Source organism: Bacillus cereus (genome assembly GCF_015071065.1).
In the GTDB taxonomy this organism is placed as follows: Bacteria; Bacillota; Bacilli; order Bacillales; family Bacillaceae_G; genus Bacillus_A; species Bacillus_A cereus_BA.
On the sequence record NZ_VOVA01000001.1, the window covers coordinates 828,287 to 845,184 of the forward strand.

The following is a 16,898-nucleotide window of genomic DNA, read 5'->3' on the forward strand; positions in this document are numbered from 1 at the left end:
AGCAGTTTAGGTGCTATAAACTATAACATAAAGATGTTACCATGAATCATTGACTGTTGTCAATGAATGTTCTGCTAACTATTTTTTCCGTTCTACAATTTCTTTCTTACTTCCAAAACGGATAATAGTGTACTTTTCGATAATATCATCTTTGAAATAAATTTCAAATGGAATATTTTTTTGTAATTCTTTTTGTGAGAAATGTTTTTGCAAAATTTTTGGTGCAGCGATTAATACTGCTTCATCTTCTATATTGCCATATGTAATTAACTCTCTCTCTAGCTCATATGCAATTGTTTCATAAGACATAACATACCCCGTCGCTTTACAAGGTACACATTCTTCTAATAATACGTCACGTAACGAATGTTTCTTACGTTTTCGCGTCATCTCTAAAATACCTAACTCTGTAAACCCAAGCACTCTTGTATATGTGCGATCATCTTGCATAGCAGCTATGAGGCGTTCTCTTACCTTCTCTTTATCTTCCCGTCTTTTCATATTAATAAAATCAATTAATATCATCCCGCCAATATCACGAAGTCTTAATTGACGAGCAATCTCTTCAACAGCCATTTCATTTGTGCGAAATACGGTATCTTGTAAATTTTGTTTTCCAGTAAATTTACCTGTATTCACATCAATTACAGTCATCGTTTCCATTTGTTCTACAATTAGATAGGCACCATTTGGTAGCCACACAATTTTTTGAAGTGCTTTCTCGATTTCACGATCTATTCCAAAATGGTTAAACATCGAAGATTTTTCATTATAAAAGGATACTCTTTCTGTCCCTACTGTTTCTTCTAATTCTTTTACTATACTTCTCGTATCTACAACTACTTTTTCAATCGTTTCAATTGGGTTCTCCTGAAATACACGATCTAAAAACGTCGCTGGTTGATGAAGTAGTAAGGGCGCCTTCCCTTGATCTTCTTTTCTTTTTAACTCTTCATATAACTGCTGCAACTCTTGCATTTCGGCTTGTATTTCTTCAATTTCTCCTTTTTCAGAAGCAGAACGGAAAATGTATCCACCCGTTCCTTCTACTTCAATTTCGAGTAACTGTTGTCTTCTTTTATTATTTTTTATTTTCCGAGAAACAGCGCGCATGTCATCATATGGCATGTAAACGACATATTTTCCTGTAAATTCTACCTTCGCTGTTAATTTTGGCCCTTTCGTATCAATTGCCTCTTTCACAACTTGTACAAGTATCGCCTGTCCTTCATGTATGCGATATGAAGATGGTACATCATCGTATGAAAGATATGCATGTTTCTCTAATCCGATATTTACAAAGGCTGCGTTCATTCCAGCAATTGTTCTTACGATACGTCCAACATAAATATGTCCGACAATTTCCTGTTCTTCATTACGTTTCCATAATAGCTCGACAACTTTTTGCTTCTCTTCTATCGCAACACGCTTTTCCGAACCAGTGTAGTTAATATATAAAGTCTTCAAAATTCTTTCCTCACTTTGTAATTTTCTTTGCTTCCACAATAATAAAAGGTTAGTGTTATCGTCAACACTAACCGATCAATTCTTCAACAGATGAAGTTGTTCGTTTTTCAGCAAAATACGCATAGAGCAATTCATTTTCATCCAATGTGTAATGCTCTTTATATTTTCCATGAACGATAATAGAATGTTTATATCCTCTGCGAAATTTTGTGAAAATCGTATATAAATGATCTTCCGTTTTCACCTCAATAGGTGCAATCTTTTCAATATCTCTTTTATTCCCATAATAACGCTCTAGTAAAAAGCGCATAAATGCGTACCGTCTTTGTTTCCATTCTTGATATAAAGAAATAGCTAGAAAAATGAGTACTACCCACATCATAATGTTATTACTATTCCAAAGTAACTGCCATCCTAATATTACACTAAAAAAAACACATGACAATTTCATCATCTTTTCATGTGCTTGTAAATAAGGAAAACGATATGATAATACATTAAATAATACTTTTCCGCCATCAAGTGGCCAAATAGGCAATAAATTAAAGCCTAATATGACGACATTATTCCACACAAAGAAATGGTACAAATCATCATTTACCCAGCCCGTTTGATACAAAACATAAGCAACCGCAATCATCCATACATGCTGAATTGGCCCCGCTATAACGACAATTAATTCTTCTTTTAATGATTTATTCCCATGTTCTTCAAACTCAGCTACGCCACCAAACGGCAAAAGCTGAATTTGTTTAATACGCCAATTATAATATGCTGCTGCAAAAGCATGCCCAAGTTCATGAACTAAAACAATACAAAATAATAATAGCAACTCTTTAAAACGTGCCGTAAAAATCCCAATAACGATAATAACCCAAAACAATGGATGTACTGTAATTTTCGTTAAAACATCTCTATATTTAATCAAATGAAATCACCTGAATAGGATCAATAAATTTTTCATTCTTTTTCATCGCGAAATAAAATTTACCGTTTTTATTATTTTCGTCACTATTCACCGTTCCGATTTTTTGTTTTTTCGAAACGTAATCATATAACTTCACTGACATATCGTTTAAATTTCCGTACCAAGACTCCGTGCCATCAGCGTGCTGAATTTGAACTGTATTTCCAAGTTCCTCTTTCTTGCCCGCAAAAACAACTATACCTTCATTTACTGACTCCACCGTTGCATTTGTAGCCGTTTGAACAAATACACCCTGGCCGTTTTTTTGAAATCCTTGCATCACCTTTCCAGAGGCAGGAATCGCATAATCCTTTTGCTGAATAGCCTCTTCTTTTTTCTCATTTGGAGAAAAGAACACGAGAGGTTTTCCAAACTGATTTTCATACCATTTCGATATAGTAGCAAATTGAAATTCTTCTTGCATAACTTTTTCTGTAACAGCTCTAGTACCATCAAAAGAAGAGGGTGCGTTCTTAAATAAAATAGCAATTGAAAGAACTAATATTGCTGATACCAAAACTTTGAAGAGAAAAACTTCTTTTCGAAATAGAGGATGAATTTCCTTCTCCCCCTCTTCAATAAAGACCGTTTCGCTATCAAAATCTCCTCCCGCAAAATACCGCTCTTCTTCTAGCAATTCTTGCTCTGCTTTCCTTTTCGCAATCCGCTTTTTAATTTCTTCCACTCTTCTATTCTTCATACGGTCTCCTTTCTTTCGTTAGCCTTATTCAAATAGAAACAGTTATATACAGTTTGTACATATGTATGAGTTATAGAAGGAAGATATTCATGCGAAGAAAAAAGAAAGCACTCCGCATTTATGCGAAGTGCTTTTAACGGATTCCAAAGAAATTTTTCATCTTTGTAAATACCGATACTTTTTCTTGTTCAAATGCTTGTAATGGTACATTCTCACCTAATAAGCGTCTCGCAATATTACGATAAGCTATTGCTGCTTTCCCACTAGGTTGCAGTGCTACAGGTTCACCTGTATTCGTAGCACGAATAACTTCATCATCATCCTCGACAACCCCAAGAAGCTCGATTGACAGTGTACGTACGATTTCATCAACATCTAGCATATCCTGTTCATGAAGCATATGACTACGCACACGGTTAATGACAAGTTTCGGTGGTTCAATATCCTCTTTCTCTAAAAGCCCGATAATACGATCTGCATCACGCATTGAGGATACTTCTGGTGTTGTTACAACGATTGCTTTATCCGCACCTGCTACAGCATTTTTAAATCCCTGCTCAATCCCCGCAGGACAATCAATTAATATGTAATCATAATCTTGACGTAATACTTGTATTAATTCATCCATTTGTTCAGGTGTTACCGCCGATTTATCGCTCGTTTGTGCTGCAGGTAATAAATAAAGATCATCAAAACGCTTATCTTTAATAAGAGCCTGAGGTAAACGACAACGCCCTTCAACGACATCAACAAGATCAAATACAATACGATTTTCCAGCCCCATTACTACGTCTAAATTGCGTAAACCGATATCTGTATCAATTAAACACACTTTTTTTCCAGATAACGCAAGGGCTGTACCAATGTTCGCGGACGTTGTAGTTTTACCTACTCCGCCTTTTCCAGATGTAATTACTATTGCCTCTCCCACAGCTATACAATTCCCCTTTCTAACTTTGTTAAATTAGGTCTAAGATGAGTGAGAAGTTGCAGGCGATCGACAACAATGTGATTGTTCTCATTAATGTACGCACATTCTGCCGCCTCCGCTCCGACTTCTTTCTCTTCCGGAGCCCGCATTGTCACATCACTAATTCGGAGTTGCATAGGGTTCATAATAGATGCAGCAATAACAGCTTCTGAATCTCCATCATACCCGGCATGTGCAATTCCTCTTAATGATCCCACGACAAAAATATTCCCCCCAGCGATAACCGTTCCGCCTGGATTAACATCTCCAATTAATAATAAATTCCCTTTTACATGTAACACTTGTCCAGAGCGAACAATTTTGGAAATAGGGACAATTTCTGTTTCTTCTTTCCAAGCTATTGCTTCTGCTTTTGTTATAACATCACTTTCAATTGATTCCACAACAAGGTTCTTCTTATTGCGAATTAACGTACGAATCTCTTCTTGTTGTACTTCTGTTAAATAGCGATTTCCTACTTTAACACGCACTTCAATTAAAGAACGTCCGTCACCCTCATAGTAATGTGTAGAAAGCTTTTCATCCAATTCTTTTAGTAGTTCAGAGAATGAACAGCAATCATCTAAATGAAGTGTTATTCCATCTTTTGTCCCTTTTATCGTTACATTTTGTTGCTTTTTTTCTTCCACTAAAGTTCACCCCACCGATTCAATTCGACATAAAATTAGAAAATCCTTTTTTCTTTTTCTTCTATCGCTTTTGAAAGACGCACTAAATATCGTCTCAGTGGGAAACAAACTATTAATAAGAAAATTCCATTTAGCAATAAAGTAGCAAGGAGACGATCTGTGAAAAAGACAGATGCTGACATGTGAGTACGTCCTAACAAAGTTAAAAATCCATACACATAATACTCTAATGCTGCAATGCCAGCCAGTACGATAGAAGCGACAATAAATAAATTCAATTGTAATACCTTCATCACACTATAAACTAAATAAGCTAAAATCGGATAAGCAAATATATATATACCGACAAGTTCTGTGTATACGGTATCAAATAAGAAACCAAATAATAGTCCGTAGTAAATCCCTTGAACCGGACTATAGTACACTGTAATAAAACATAACACAATTATAAAGAAATGAGGTGCTGCTATACTGTCTTTCCAAAAGACGTCTGTCGGAACAACAGTAGAAAACATATTTTCAAATAAAAAAACAAAAAGGAGCAAAAGAGGAAGAGCTGCTCTTTTTAAAACCTTCATCATCTCTTCTCCCCCTCCTATTCTAACGGCGCTGTAGGCATATCACGTTTTGCAACTATAATATGCTCTACATCATTTAAATCAGCGGATGGTTTTACATAAGCTGTTTTTGTTAAACCGTACGGATCTGGCTGAACATCAACAATTTTCCCAATCGCAAGACCTTTCGGGAAGATATCACCAAGTCCAGATGTTACAACTATTTGATCTTTTTTTACCTCTGCATCAGAGCTAATCTTTGTGAAAAGAAGTAATTGTTTTTCTTTATCGTAACCTTCAATCAATCCAAAGATATTTTCTTGTCCTTGTACAATAGCAGAAACACGGTTTGTTCGGCTCATAGAACTTAACAACTCTACTGACGATGTAAACTGAGATACACTTTTCACGCGTCCAACTAAACCTTTCGGAGTTACAACAGCCATATCTTTTTTGATCCCTTGCTGTGCGCCTTTATCAATTCCAACTAGATCGTACCATTTGTCGGGATTACGAGAAACCACACTAGCTTGTACTTCCGTATAATCACCACGGGACTTTTCTTTACCAGTTAATTCTCGTAGTTTTTTATTCTCATCCTCTAAATTTTTCACTACTACAGATAACTCTGCGGTAGTATCTAATTTTGCTTTCAGCTTTTTATTCTCTTCATACGTGCGCTTTACATCTTCTACGTTCTCGAAGAATCCGGCAACATAATTCGCTGGCTTTTGGAATACACGTTCTACAACACCGACAGTATCTTTTATAAACTGCTCTGGCCATGATAAACTGTTCCGTTCTTTCAATGAGATTCCAATCAATGCCACGAGAAGAATAATACTAACTAACAAAACAATTAATCTTTTGTTTAAGAAAAACTGTGGCACGTTCACACCCTCTTAATTTCATTGATTTTTATTTTGCAATATTATCGAGCAGCAGTTTTGAAAAGGTCGATATTGTCTAATGCTTTACCCGTTCCAATTGCTACGCAATCTAATGGATCCTCTGCAACAAGAACTGGCATATTTGTTTCTTCACTAATAACTTTATCTAAGTTACGTAATAATGCCCCACCACCTGTTAATACGATACCACGGTCCATAATATCCGCTGCTAATTCAGGTGGAGTTTTTTCTAACGTATTTTTAACTGATTCTACAATTGCATCTACTGTATCTTTTAATGCATCTGCAATTTCTTCTGGTTGAATTAGTACTGTTTTTGGTAAACCACTTACTAAATCACGACCGCGAATTTCCATAGGCTCGATACCTTCTGGCTCGCCTGCAGAACCGATTTCTAATTTTAGTGCTTCTGCTGTTCTTTCACCGATCATTAAGTTATAGCTCTTCTTAATGTACTGAATGATTGAATCGTCCATATCATCACCAGCAACACGAACTGATTGACTTGTTACAATACCACCTAAAGAAATAATTGCAACTTCTGTTGTACCACCACCGATATCAACAACCATACTACCAGTCGGCTCCCAAACAGGTAAGTTTGCACCAATTGCTGCTGCAAATGGCTCTTCGATTGGATAAGCATCACGAGCACCAGCTTGACGAGTCGCATCGATTACCGCACGTCTTTCTACAGCTGTAATACCGGATGGTACACATACCATTACGTATGGTTTACGTGAGAAGAATCCATTTGATTTTTGAGCTTGTTGAATGTAGTATTTCATCATTATTGCTGTTGTTTCATAATCAGCAATTACACCATCTTTCATAGGGCGAAGTGCCACTACGTTTCCTGGTGTACGACCAATCATTTGTTTTGCATCGCTACCTACCGCAACGATTTGTTTCGTATCAGTTTGTAATGCTACTACTGAAGGTTCACGTAAAACTACACCTTTCCCTTTCACATATACAAGCGTGTTCGCTGTTCCTAAGTCAATTCCAAGATCGCGAGTAAATCCACCAAATCCAAACATATCATTTATCTTCCCTTCTTATTTTCACGGACTCATTTTTCTTACTTTATATTTATAAAAACAGTACGTTTTTTTATATCTGCATCCTTTTTGTAGATAATTTTCTACAAAAAACTCATAAATCACATTATAAAACAAAATAAGTAAAAAGAATAGTCTTAAATATGACCTTTCTCCTTTAAACTCACGAATTTATGGTCACCTATTATGATATGATCAAGTACTTCAATTCCGATAATTCGACCACATTCTACTAATCGTTTTGTAACTTCAATATCTTCACGGCTCGGCGCCGGATCTCCTGAGGGATGGTTATGAAGACATATAATAGAGGCTGCTGCCCGACGGAACGCTTCTTTAAAGTAGGGTAAGAACCCGGTGTCTTACTTAGTTTCCTAAGCAGGTTTCCAAGAACTCCCCTCCAAACCGTACGTACTCCTCTCAGAGTATACGGCTTTCCATTTATCAATCTAACTTCCCATTGTGTAGGTCATGGTGGCATTTTACACACATTGCAATCGTTTTTCGATTTCTTGCAATCATGATTTGTTCCCATCGTTTTTTTCCTTTTAGGTTCTTAAGCTTGTTGACATGGTGCATTTCTAATGGAACATTATCTATACCACACCATTCACATTTTTCAGCTAAAAGGCGTTCAATGAGACTTGTTCTGCCACCAAATTGAACTGTAATAGTTTCTATATCAACCTCTTCATTATTAATCTTTGTATTCTTTTCCATTTTTTGCTCTATGAAGTATGCAATACGTTGCCCATCTTTCGTCTTGTAGCGAATACCAAAGTTTCCGTTTATAGAAAATCTGTTGATTATTTTGCTAACGGTACTTTTATATTTATTAGCATAGGTTTTTATCATGCTATATTTCATGGTTTGGCGGAAAGATTGCAGAACATGCACATTACTAGCTAGTCGATAGTAATTGTACAGTCCTCTTATTTCGGCATTGTATTGTCTTATGATTTCTATGTCATCATTACGGAGTAAATACGGTCTATGAATTGGTTTCCATTGATTATTTTTCCCGAGGCTTAATGCACCAAGGTCAATGAGTTTTTTGATGTATTTTTCGTGAGGTACAAAGAGTTTGGCTTGGAAATTAAACTTCCTTTTTTTCGTGCCGTTAGGCATTCTCATTGTTTGCCAATCTCTTGCTACTCTAATATCATACCCAAGAAATCTCGCATTCTTTTTGCTATGCGTAATCAACGTTTTTTCCGCACTTAATTCAAGTTTTAGTTTATCAGCTAGAAAAACAGTTAAATCCCTCTTGATTTTCTCTACTTCTTCTTTGCTTGCTATTACACCAATAAGAAAATCATCTGCATATCTCACATATTTCATTCTACGATAGTTTGGGTCAAACAGATCCTTACTGTCAGGTTTGATTAGCTCTTTGTAAAGTTCCTTCAATTCATTAGCTCTTACAGTTCTAGTTTCTTTATTTAAATTTGACCACTCACGTTTATTCTTATATTTATGATAGTTTATTTTCGACGCTAGATTATGGTAGGTTAGATTATGTCTACGTTTATCACCTTTATTGAATATTGATGTATATTCTTCAACGTACTTATCCAATTCATTGAGGTAGATATTAGAGAGAGTTGGGCTAATGATACCACCTTGTGGAGTTCCACTGAATGTTTTATGAAATACCCACTCTTCCACATAACCAGCACGTAGAAATTTCCAAATCAAGTTGATAAATTTTTCATCCTTGATTCTTCTTCTCAAGATGTTGATAAGAGTATGATGGTCAATATTATCAAAGAATCCTTTTATGCCACCTTCGATAAACCAGCGAGTACCAGTAAAGGTGTGTTTAATTTGTTTAAGAGCCGTATGACAGCTTCTGTTTGGTCTGAAAGCATGTGAGTTTTCAGAGAATGCAGGTTCGTAGATACTTTCAAGAATTTTTCTAGCTACTTCTTGAACTAATTTATCCTCAAAAGTTGGTAATCCTAAAGGTCTTAGTTTTCCATTCTTTTTTGGAATATAAGTTCTTCTTGCGGGATTAGGTTGATATGTTTGATTTCTAAGCTTTTCAATAAGAGCGTCTATTCTTTTTACACTCATGCCGTCTATAGTATCTTCATTTATACCTTTGGTGTTACTTCCTTTATTAGGATAGATTTTGGCATATGCATCTAAGAAAAATTCAATGTTATATAGATTCCGATACAGTCGCTTAAAAGTGTAATTTTCTTCAATCGTCTTGGAAGTTAGACTGCTTAATACTACTTTTGGATTTCTCATAGAGCCTCACGCTCCTTCCCAATTTTGCATTAAACTAGATAAACTACTCTCCTTCGCCATGTAATAGGCTTTCCCTATCTCGGACTACTACGAGAGTTCCGTTGCCTTATTGGATATTTAGACACGATTGTCATAGCCTGTGTGGCTTTCCAACTTAGGCAATCCCCATTTAGTCATTTAGAAACTTAGCATTCATAGTTTCGGATGTGACTTTCGCTCGTTTCTTCCATAAAGAAGTTGGTCAGAATAGTATCATTTCATGTTCCTCGAAGTTTTTAAAGAGCATGCATATTCTGTTCAGCGTTTATCGTTACCTCCCGCTGAAGGTCCTAGTAGCCCCCCTTGAGCTATCATTTAAGCAATCCAGCTTTCATCCTTGTCTATGAGTTTCATCTCGCCATTCAGTCGTGCCTTGGTAACTAGACCACTTATGGCTTTGCCAACATGCTACACTCCCCGCTTGGTTTCCCTTACGGATAAGTTGGCTGATGATAGGGTGAAGATTATGATATTTCCCTACTGCTTTGCCAAAGCAGATTTTCTAAATGCCCTTATGGGCGCACAACTTCCCTTGGGTGCACAATCGACGTATTTAAACTTCCAATAAAAATCGTTTGCCTATGTATAACTTGATTTTTCGTATTCAAATATAAACAAACAAAATGCTCCTGTTGCAAAAAACGCATCTCTTCCATCATATAACTCGCACAATCTTCTGGACTTCGAATACTATATCTATTTTGATATTCTAAACGTACCATTCTTCTACCTAATTCAAAAGCAGCCATAAGCTGCGACGCCTTTGCAATCCCAACACCATGAATGCTCATCATCTCTTCTAACGTTGCATCCTTTAACATTCGTAAGCCGTCAAAATGATGTAGAATATTATCTGATAACGTTAACACCGTTTCTTCTTTAGAACCCGTTCTGAGTAAAACTGCAAGAAGTTCTCGATTCGATAAACTTCCTGCTCCTTCTAACAATAAACGCTCCCGTGGCTGTTCTTCTCTCACAACATCACGAATACCGTTCATCTCTCCACCCCTTTTTTTACGATTTCTCCTAAAGAAAACCCCATGCAATTTTACGCATGGGTTACATCGCTATCAAACTGTTTTAATTCACGGACAAGACGCGCAATTGGCAAACCAACTACACTGTAGTAGTCCCCTTGAATATGTTGAACAAAAATAGACCCTTTACCTTGAATCCCGTAGCTTCCTGCTTTATCAAGTGGTTCCTTCGATGCAACGTATACGTCTATTTCCTCTTCTGCTAATTCCCAAAATGTTACTTCTGTACGCTCATAAAAAGTTACCGTTTTTTCTTTCGATATAATTGCAACACCTGTGTATACTTCGTGTGTTTTCCCCGATAATAATCGTAACATTTCTTTCGCCTCAGCCTCATTAGACGGCTTTCCAAGAATACGCGAATCATATGTAACAATTGTATCTGCACCTAGTACAACGTGATCACTATGATTTTCTGCCACAGCAGATGCTTTTTGCAAAGCAAGCGACATAACAATATCAGAAGGTGATGAATATGCACCAATCTTCTCTTCTACTTCACTAACGACGATTTCAAAGGGCACATCAGCTAATTCAAGCAGTTCCTTCCTCCTAGGTGATCCTGAAGCTAAAATAATTTTTCTCATATTTTCTCCTTCCCTTCTCACATGAAGCAGCATAATTCAAATCAATCGTATCAAAAGAATAGTTTCCCCACAAATTATAGAAATATTATTTTCTCTAAACAAAATAATGATTCTTTTTAAATACGATTATATCCTGCCATAAAGAAAGCGCTTTGCTCTAAATTCAAAAAAAAGAAAGAAGTGTACGTACTTCTTTCTCCTTCATCTCATTATCTTATTATTTTACTTTTTGTGAAACCATTTTTTCGTACGAAAGTAACCCATCAATAATAACTTGATTTAATTTAGCTACAGATTCCTTATCGCTCTTCCCTTCCTTAATCGTTTGCACCGCTACTGACGTATACGTATAAAGCTTCTTCGCATCTTCACGCTTCATACTCTTGCTTTCCTTTTCAATAGCCTTCCACTCTTTTGCAATCGCCTCTACATCTTTTGGATTACTTTTTCCACTAGTTTGTACGCTGGACACATATTTTGCTAAATGAGTATATAATGGCTGCACTTTCGTTAAAAACATTCCTACTTCTTTATCATTTTTGAGCAATGCTTTATCTGTAATATCCCAATTTTTTTTCAAAACTGAAACACCATCTTGCTTATACTGATCTATTAATTGATTAACAGCCTGTTCATCGCTCGTAATAGCAACAACTAACGCATACTTATCACCACTCGGTTTCAAAGTAGCCACGCCCCCATTACTTTTCCACTCTTCAATAGCAGCCTGTCCTTTTTCTTCAGAGGAATAAAGCCCTCCTTGAACGAAAAATAGTTTCATTGGTTCTAATGCAGCCCCTACTTGTGCTTTTTGTTTTTCCTCTTTTGGTGCTGGTGTTTGTTCTGCCGTTCCACCCACCTTAGCTTCTTCATTCCCAGTTTGTTTCGAAGCTGTTACTTCGCTTCCCCCTGTCGTCCCTTGTCCAGTGACATGAAGCATTCCCATTCCCAACGCCGTACCGATAATAATTGCAGTTGCAACAATTGCAATTAATGTATTGCTCCATTTCTTTCTGTACTGTTCCAGAGGCAGAGTCTTTGTTTTTTTAAAAGGCACAACGTTTTGTGACCTTTCACTTTCTGCTACTATCCAATCAAACTCATCCTTCTTTTTTTCCTCATACTTCGCTTCTGTTCCATTTACTTTCACCGAGATCGTTCGTGATTGCTTGTCCATACACTCACACCTCACCTCTTGTCGTTGTCCGCATCATATCATATTCATTCCACAAAAAAACGAGATATTTGTCAGAGGAATTCGTCAAATAACCCTATATTATTATCTTATATGTATGCATTTGACTTCATTTGTAGAACAAAAAACTAGATAGCAAAGACTATCTAGTTTTTCTCACGAATATATTTTCTAACTTCGGAAATGAAATACAGAGAACCTGTTATGATAAAAACATCATGTTCTCCTATCATTTCAACCTTTGTATCAATTGCCTCTTTCCAATCTTCAAAAACTAATTTTGACTCTTGTTGCGAATACGATGCAAGCTTGTCAGCAGAAATGGCACGATCAAAGGCAAACGTCGTAAATATTATTTCATCAGCAACTTTTTCTAATTGCCCTACCATGTTATGTAACTGTTTGTCACCAAGAGCAGTAAATAAAACTATTACATTCTTCTTTTTATAATGTGCCTCTACTGTTTTTACAAGACTTTCAATACCTTCTGGATTATGAGCACCATCTATTATAATATCTGGATTACTTTGTAACTTTTCAAATCGACCAATCCAGTATGCTTCTTGTAAGCCAGCTTTTATTTCCTCTTCATCAATTAAAAATGATAAATATGTTTTTAAATACATTACTGCCATAAGCGCTAGTGCTGCATTGCCTACTTGATGAATACCTTTCATTGAAATCCGAACATTTTCAAACGAGGCGAATGGACAAGCAAAATCAAAGTGTTCCACATCTTCATTAGAATATTTATGTAGTGTTGTAAACTGTTTTCCAAGTTCATATAAGCTTGCATGATTTTCCTTAGCAACCTTTTGAATTACTTGCAATGCTTCTTCATTTTTCACACCAGTAATAACTGGAACACCAGACTTAATAATCCCTGCCTTTTCATAGGCAATTTCTCCTAGTGTATTGCCTAAAATATGCATATGATCGTGACCGATATTCGTAATAATCGTGAGAACCGGATGAATAACATTTGTAGAATCAAATCTTCCCCCAAGCCCCGTTTCAAATAAAACAACATCACAGAAATTAACTTTACCGAAATAACAAATTGCCATTACTGTAATAATTTCAAACTCAGTCGCTTCTCCTAAATCCGTCTCATCTAATTTTTCAACGACTGGCTTTACCATATTTACAAGTTCCGCAATCTCTTCATCTGCAATCGGTATTCCGTTTACACTAATACGTTCATTGAATGTTTCTATGTAAGGCGATGTAAAAGATCCTACTTTATATTTCGCGCCTTCTAACATGTAGCGCATATATGTTAAAGTTGAACCTTTTCCATTTGTGCCGGCAAGATGAACACATTTAATATGACGCTCTGGATTTCCGAGTTCTTCTAACATCCATTGCATTCTTTCTAGTCCTGGTTTTATCCCAAATTTCAATCGGCTATGAATCCAGCTTATCGCTTCTTCGTATGTATATATCACGTTTGCTATTCCCCTTTCAAAAGACAACCTTCATAATTCTATTATACGCAAAGAAAAGAGACTCACCAATATAGTGAGTCTCTGAAAACATTTTTACCCCGCTATTTGCCGGGCAGTAAGACTCCCACCTCAAAATTCAGCTAGAGCAAAGAAATTGGGCGGGAGTCGGGCTCCCGTAAACGCCCGATTGGTGAAGGCTAATAATCAGCGTGGGGATGAACACCCCCCCACTGATTAAAGTTTCACTTTATTTCTCAAGATCAGCTAGACGTTGACGAACCGCTTCGCGTTTTTCTAGATAATCTTGCTCTTTCGCACGCTCTCCGTCAATAACTTCTGCAGGAGCTTTCGCTACGAATCCTTGGTTTGAAAGTTTCTTCTGTACACGTTCTACTTCTTTATCGAACTTCTCAAGTTCTTTTTCAAGACGCGCTTTCTCTTCATCAAGATTGATAAGATCAGCTAATGGTAAGAATAACTCTGCACCTGATACGATTGCAGTCATCGCTTTTTCTGGTGCTTGTAAATCAATCTTAATTGTTAGTTCACTTGGGTTACAGAAACGCTCAATGTAAGAACTATTTTTCGTAAGCTGAGCTAGTACTACCTCGTCTTTTGCTTTAATTTGCATTTGAACTTTTTTGCTCATTGGTGTATTTACTTCCGCACGGATGTTACGAACAGAGCGAATGATATCAACTAGAAGGTGCATTTCTGCTGCCGCTTCTTTATCTTGTAAATCTTCGCGAACTGTTGGCCATGCCGCTACTGTAATAGACTCGCCTTCATGCGGTAAATGCTGCCAAATTTTCTCTGTTACAAATGGCATGAATGGGTGTAATAGACGCATCGTTTGGTCTAATACGTAAGCTAAAATAGAACGAGTTGTTTTCTTAGCTGCTTCATCTTCACCGTATAGTGGCAGTTTCGCCATCTCAATGTACCAGTCACAGAAATCATCCCAAATGAAGTTGTATAATGAACGACCAGCTTCACCGAACTCATATTTATCCATGTTACGTGTTACACTTTCGATTGTTTCGTTTAAGCGAGTCAAAATCCACTTATCTGCAACTGATTTTTCACCAGTTAAATCGATTTCTTCATACTTCATGTCATCCATGTTCATTAATACGAAACGGGATGCGTTCCAAATTTTATTAATGAAGTTCCAAGTAGATTCTACTTTTTCCATGCTGAAACGTAAATCTTGACCTGGTGCACTTCCTGTTGATAAGAAGTAACGCATCGCATCTGCACCGTACTTCTCGATAACATCCATCGGATCAATACCGTTACCAAGAGATTTACTCATTTTACGTCCTTGCTCATCACGAACTAAACCATGAATTAATACGTCTTTAAATGGACGCTCTCCTGTAAACTCTAAACCTTGGAAAATCATACGAGATACCCAGAAGAAGATAATGTCATAACCAGTTACTAGTGCATCTGTTGAATAGAACTTTTTAAAGTCTACTGCATCTTCATTTGGCCAACCAAGTGTTGAGAATGGCCATAGTGCTGAACTAAACCATGTATCAAGTACGTCGTTATCTTGATTCCAGTTTTCAATATCAGCTGGTCCTTCCGTGCCTACGTATACTTCACCAGTTTCTTTATGATACCAAGCTGGAATGCGGTGACCCCACCATAATTGACGAGAAATACACCAGTCATGAATGTTTTCCATCCAGCGTAAGTATGTGTTTTCAAAACGCTCTGGTACGAACGTTACTTTTTCTTCTTCTTTTTGTTGAAGTTCTACCGCTTTTTCTGCAAGTGGAGCCATTTTTACGAACCATTGTGTTGATAAGTAGGGCTCAACAACTGCACCGCTACGCTCACTATGACCTACTGAATGCATATGAGGCTCGATTTCTACCAATACGCCAGCTTCTTGTAAGTCTTTCACTAACTCTTTACGACATTCGAAACGATCCATACCGTTATACTTGCCAGCTTTTTCGTTCATCGTTCCATCTTCGTTCATTACTAAAATACGTGGTAAGTCATGACGGTTACCTACTTCAAAGTCATTCGGGTCATGAGCTGGTGTAATTTTTACAACGCCTGTTCCGAAGTCTTTTTCTACGTATTCATCAGCAATAATCGGAATCTCACGGCCTACGATTGGAAGTGTAACTGTTTTTCCGATTAAATGTTTGTAGCGATCATCTTCTGGATGAACTGCTACTGCTGTATCACCAAGCATCGTTTCTGGACGAGTAGTTGCAAGGCGAATGTGACCAGATCCATCTGTTAACGGATAGTTCATATGGTAGAATGCACCTTGAACTTCTTTATGAATTACTTCAATATCAGAAAGAGCTGTGCGTGTTGCTGGATCCCAGTTGATAATATACTCACCGCGGTAAATTAAGCCTTTTTCGTATAATTGAACGAATACTTTATTAACAGCGTTAGATAAACCTTCGTCTAATGTGAAACGTTCGCGAGAATAGTCTAGTCCTAAACCAACTTTGCCCCATTGTTGACGAATGTGAGAAGCGTATTCTTCTTTCCATTCCCAAGCTTTTTCAAGGAATTTCTCACGGCCAAGATCGTAACGTGAGATACCTTCTTCACGAAGTTTCCCTTCTACTTTCGCTTGCGTTGCTATACCAGCATGGTCCATTCCTGGAAGCCATAATACATCGTATCCTTGCATACGCTTCGTACGCGTTAAAATATCTTGAAGTGTCGTATCCCAAGCATGACCTAAGTGCAACTTACCAGTTACGTTTGGCGGTGGGATTACGATTGTATACGGTTGTTTCTTCTCGTCTCCTGTTGCTTCGAAATATTTGCCTTCAAGCCACCACTTGTAAAGGCCTTCTTCAACGGACATATGATCATATTTAGTTGGTAAATTCTTTTCCGTGTTTGACATTATTTTCCCTCCTTAAAATAAAAAATGCCCCTCATCCAAAAAAGGACGAGGGACATCGCGGTACCACCTTTATTTACAAACAAATTCAGGAATTTGCTTATACTCTTAATTTGATAACGGACAAATCCGTCTTTTCCTAATGAGAACTATTCCGTTCAGA

General features: G+C 37.0%; 13 protein-coding genes, 2 pseudogenes and 2 other annotated features (2 of these 17 running past the window's edge). All 15 genes and pseudogenes read right to left on the bottom strand.

All coding sequences use genetic code 11. The annotated features are described in order from the left end of the window. Window position 1, bottom strand: a sequence feature (ribosomal protein L21 leader region) (it extends 78 nt beyond the left edge of the window). 77 nt (window positions 2–78) lie between these two features. Then, window positions 79–1,467, bottom strand: a complete 1,389-nt coding sequence (locus FT637_RS04360) for an Rne/Rng family ribonuclease (RefSeq protein WP_193645259.1) — start codon at window positions 1,465–1,467, stop codon at window positions 79–81. A gap of 67 nt (window positions 1,468–1,534) precedes the next feature. Further along, window positions 1,535–2,395 (bottom strand): M50 family metallopeptidase, encoded by an 861-nt coding sequence (locus FT637_RS04365; protein WP_193645260.1) that lies wholly within the window; start codon window positions 2,393–2,395, stop codon window positions 1,535–1,537. Further along, window positions 2,388–3,134, bottom strand: coding sequence for a peptidoglycan DD-metalloendopeptidase family protein (locus tag FT637_RS04370; RefSeq protein WP_193645261.1), 747 nt, complete (start codon window positions 3,132–3,134; stop codon window positions 2,388–2,390). Before FT637_RS04370 ends, FT637_RS04365 begins: the two co-directional genes overlap by 8 nt. 133 nt (window positions 3,135–3,267) lie before the next feature. Continuing rightward, window positions 3,268–4,065, bottom strand: coding sequence for a septum site-determining protein MinD (minD, locus tag FT637_RS04375; protein WP_000503308.1), 798 nt, complete (start codon window positions 4,063–4,065; stop codon window positions 3,268–3,270). 2 nt (window positions 4,066–4,067) lie between these two features. After that, window positions 4,068–4,754: a septum site-determining protein MinC gene (minC, locus tag FT637_RS04380; protein ID WP_193645262.1), complete on the bottom strand. Its 687-nt coding sequence runs from the start codon at window positions 4,752–4,754 to the stop codon at window positions 4,068–4,070. A 35-nt stretch (window positions 4,755–4,789) separates the two neighbouring features. Beyond that, window positions 4,790–5,335: a rod shape-determining protein MreD gene (gene mreD, locus FT637_RS04385; protein WP_193645263.1), complete on the bottom strand. Its 546-nt coding sequence runs from the start codon at window positions 5,333–5,335 to the stop codon at window positions 4,790–4,792. Between the two features lie 14 nt (window positions 5,336–5,349). Further along, window positions 5,350–6,201, bottom strand: coding sequence for a rod shape-determining protein MreC (gene mreC, locus FT637_RS04390; RefSeq protein ID WP_193645264.1), 852 nt, complete (start codon window positions 6,199–6,201; stop codon window positions 5,350–5,352). A gap of 41 nt (window positions 6,202–6,242) precedes the next feature. Next, window positions 6,243–7,262, bottom strand: a complete 1,020-nt coding sequence (mreB, locus tag FT637_RS04395; protein WP_002015369.1) for a cell shape-determining protein MreB — start codon at window positions 7,260–7,262, stop codon at window positions 6,243–6,245. Window positions 7,263–7,420: 158 nt separating this feature from the next. Then, window positions 7,421–7,624: pseudogene (gene radC / locus FT637_RS04400) on the bottom strand (DNA repair protein RadC); the annotation flags it as partial. Between the two features lie 103 nt (window positions 7,625–7,727). Further along, window positions 7,728–9,539, bottom strand: a complete 1,812-nt coding sequence (locus FT637_RS04405; RefSeq protein WP_193645265.1) for a reverse transcriptase domain-containing protein — start codon at window positions 9,537–9,539, stop codon at window positions 7,728–7,730. A 557-nt stretch (window positions 9,540–10,096) separates the two neighbouring features. Further along, a pseudogene (gene radC, locus FT637_RS04410) lies at window positions 10,097–10,576 on the bottom strand (RadC family protein); the annotation flags it as partial. A 50-nt stretch (window positions 10,577–10,626) separates the two neighbouring features. Beyond that, window positions 10,627–11,202, bottom strand: coding sequence for a Maf family protein (locus FT637_RS04415; RefSeq protein WP_193645266.1), 576 nt, complete (start codon window positions 11,200–11,202; stop codon window positions 10,627–10,629). A 217-nt stretch (window positions 11,203–11,419) separates the two neighbouring features. Next, window positions 11,420–12,379, bottom strand: a complete 960-nt coding sequence (locus FT637_RS04420) for a stage II sporulation protein B (RefSeq protein WP_193645267.1) — start codon at window positions 12,377–12,379, stop codon at window positions 11,420–11,422. A gap of 164 nt (window positions 12,380–12,543) precedes the next feature. Then, window positions 12,544–13,845: a bifunctional folylpolyglutamate synthase/dihydrofolate synthase gene (locus FT637_RS04425; protein WP_193645268.1), complete on the bottom strand. Its 1,302-nt coding sequence runs from the start codon at window positions 13,843–13,845 to the stop codon at window positions 12,544–12,546. 247 nt (window positions 13,846–14,092) lie between these two features. Beyond that, window positions 14,093–16,738: a valine--tRNA ligase gene (locus tag FT637_RS04430; protein WP_193645269.1), complete on the bottom strand. Its 2,646-nt coding sequence runs from the start codon at window positions 16,736–16,738 to the stop codon at window positions 14,093–14,095. A 38-nt stretch (window positions 16,739–16,776) separates the two neighbouring features. Further along, window positions 16,777–16,898 (bottom strand) — a binding site (T-box leader) (it continues 111 nt past the right edge of the window).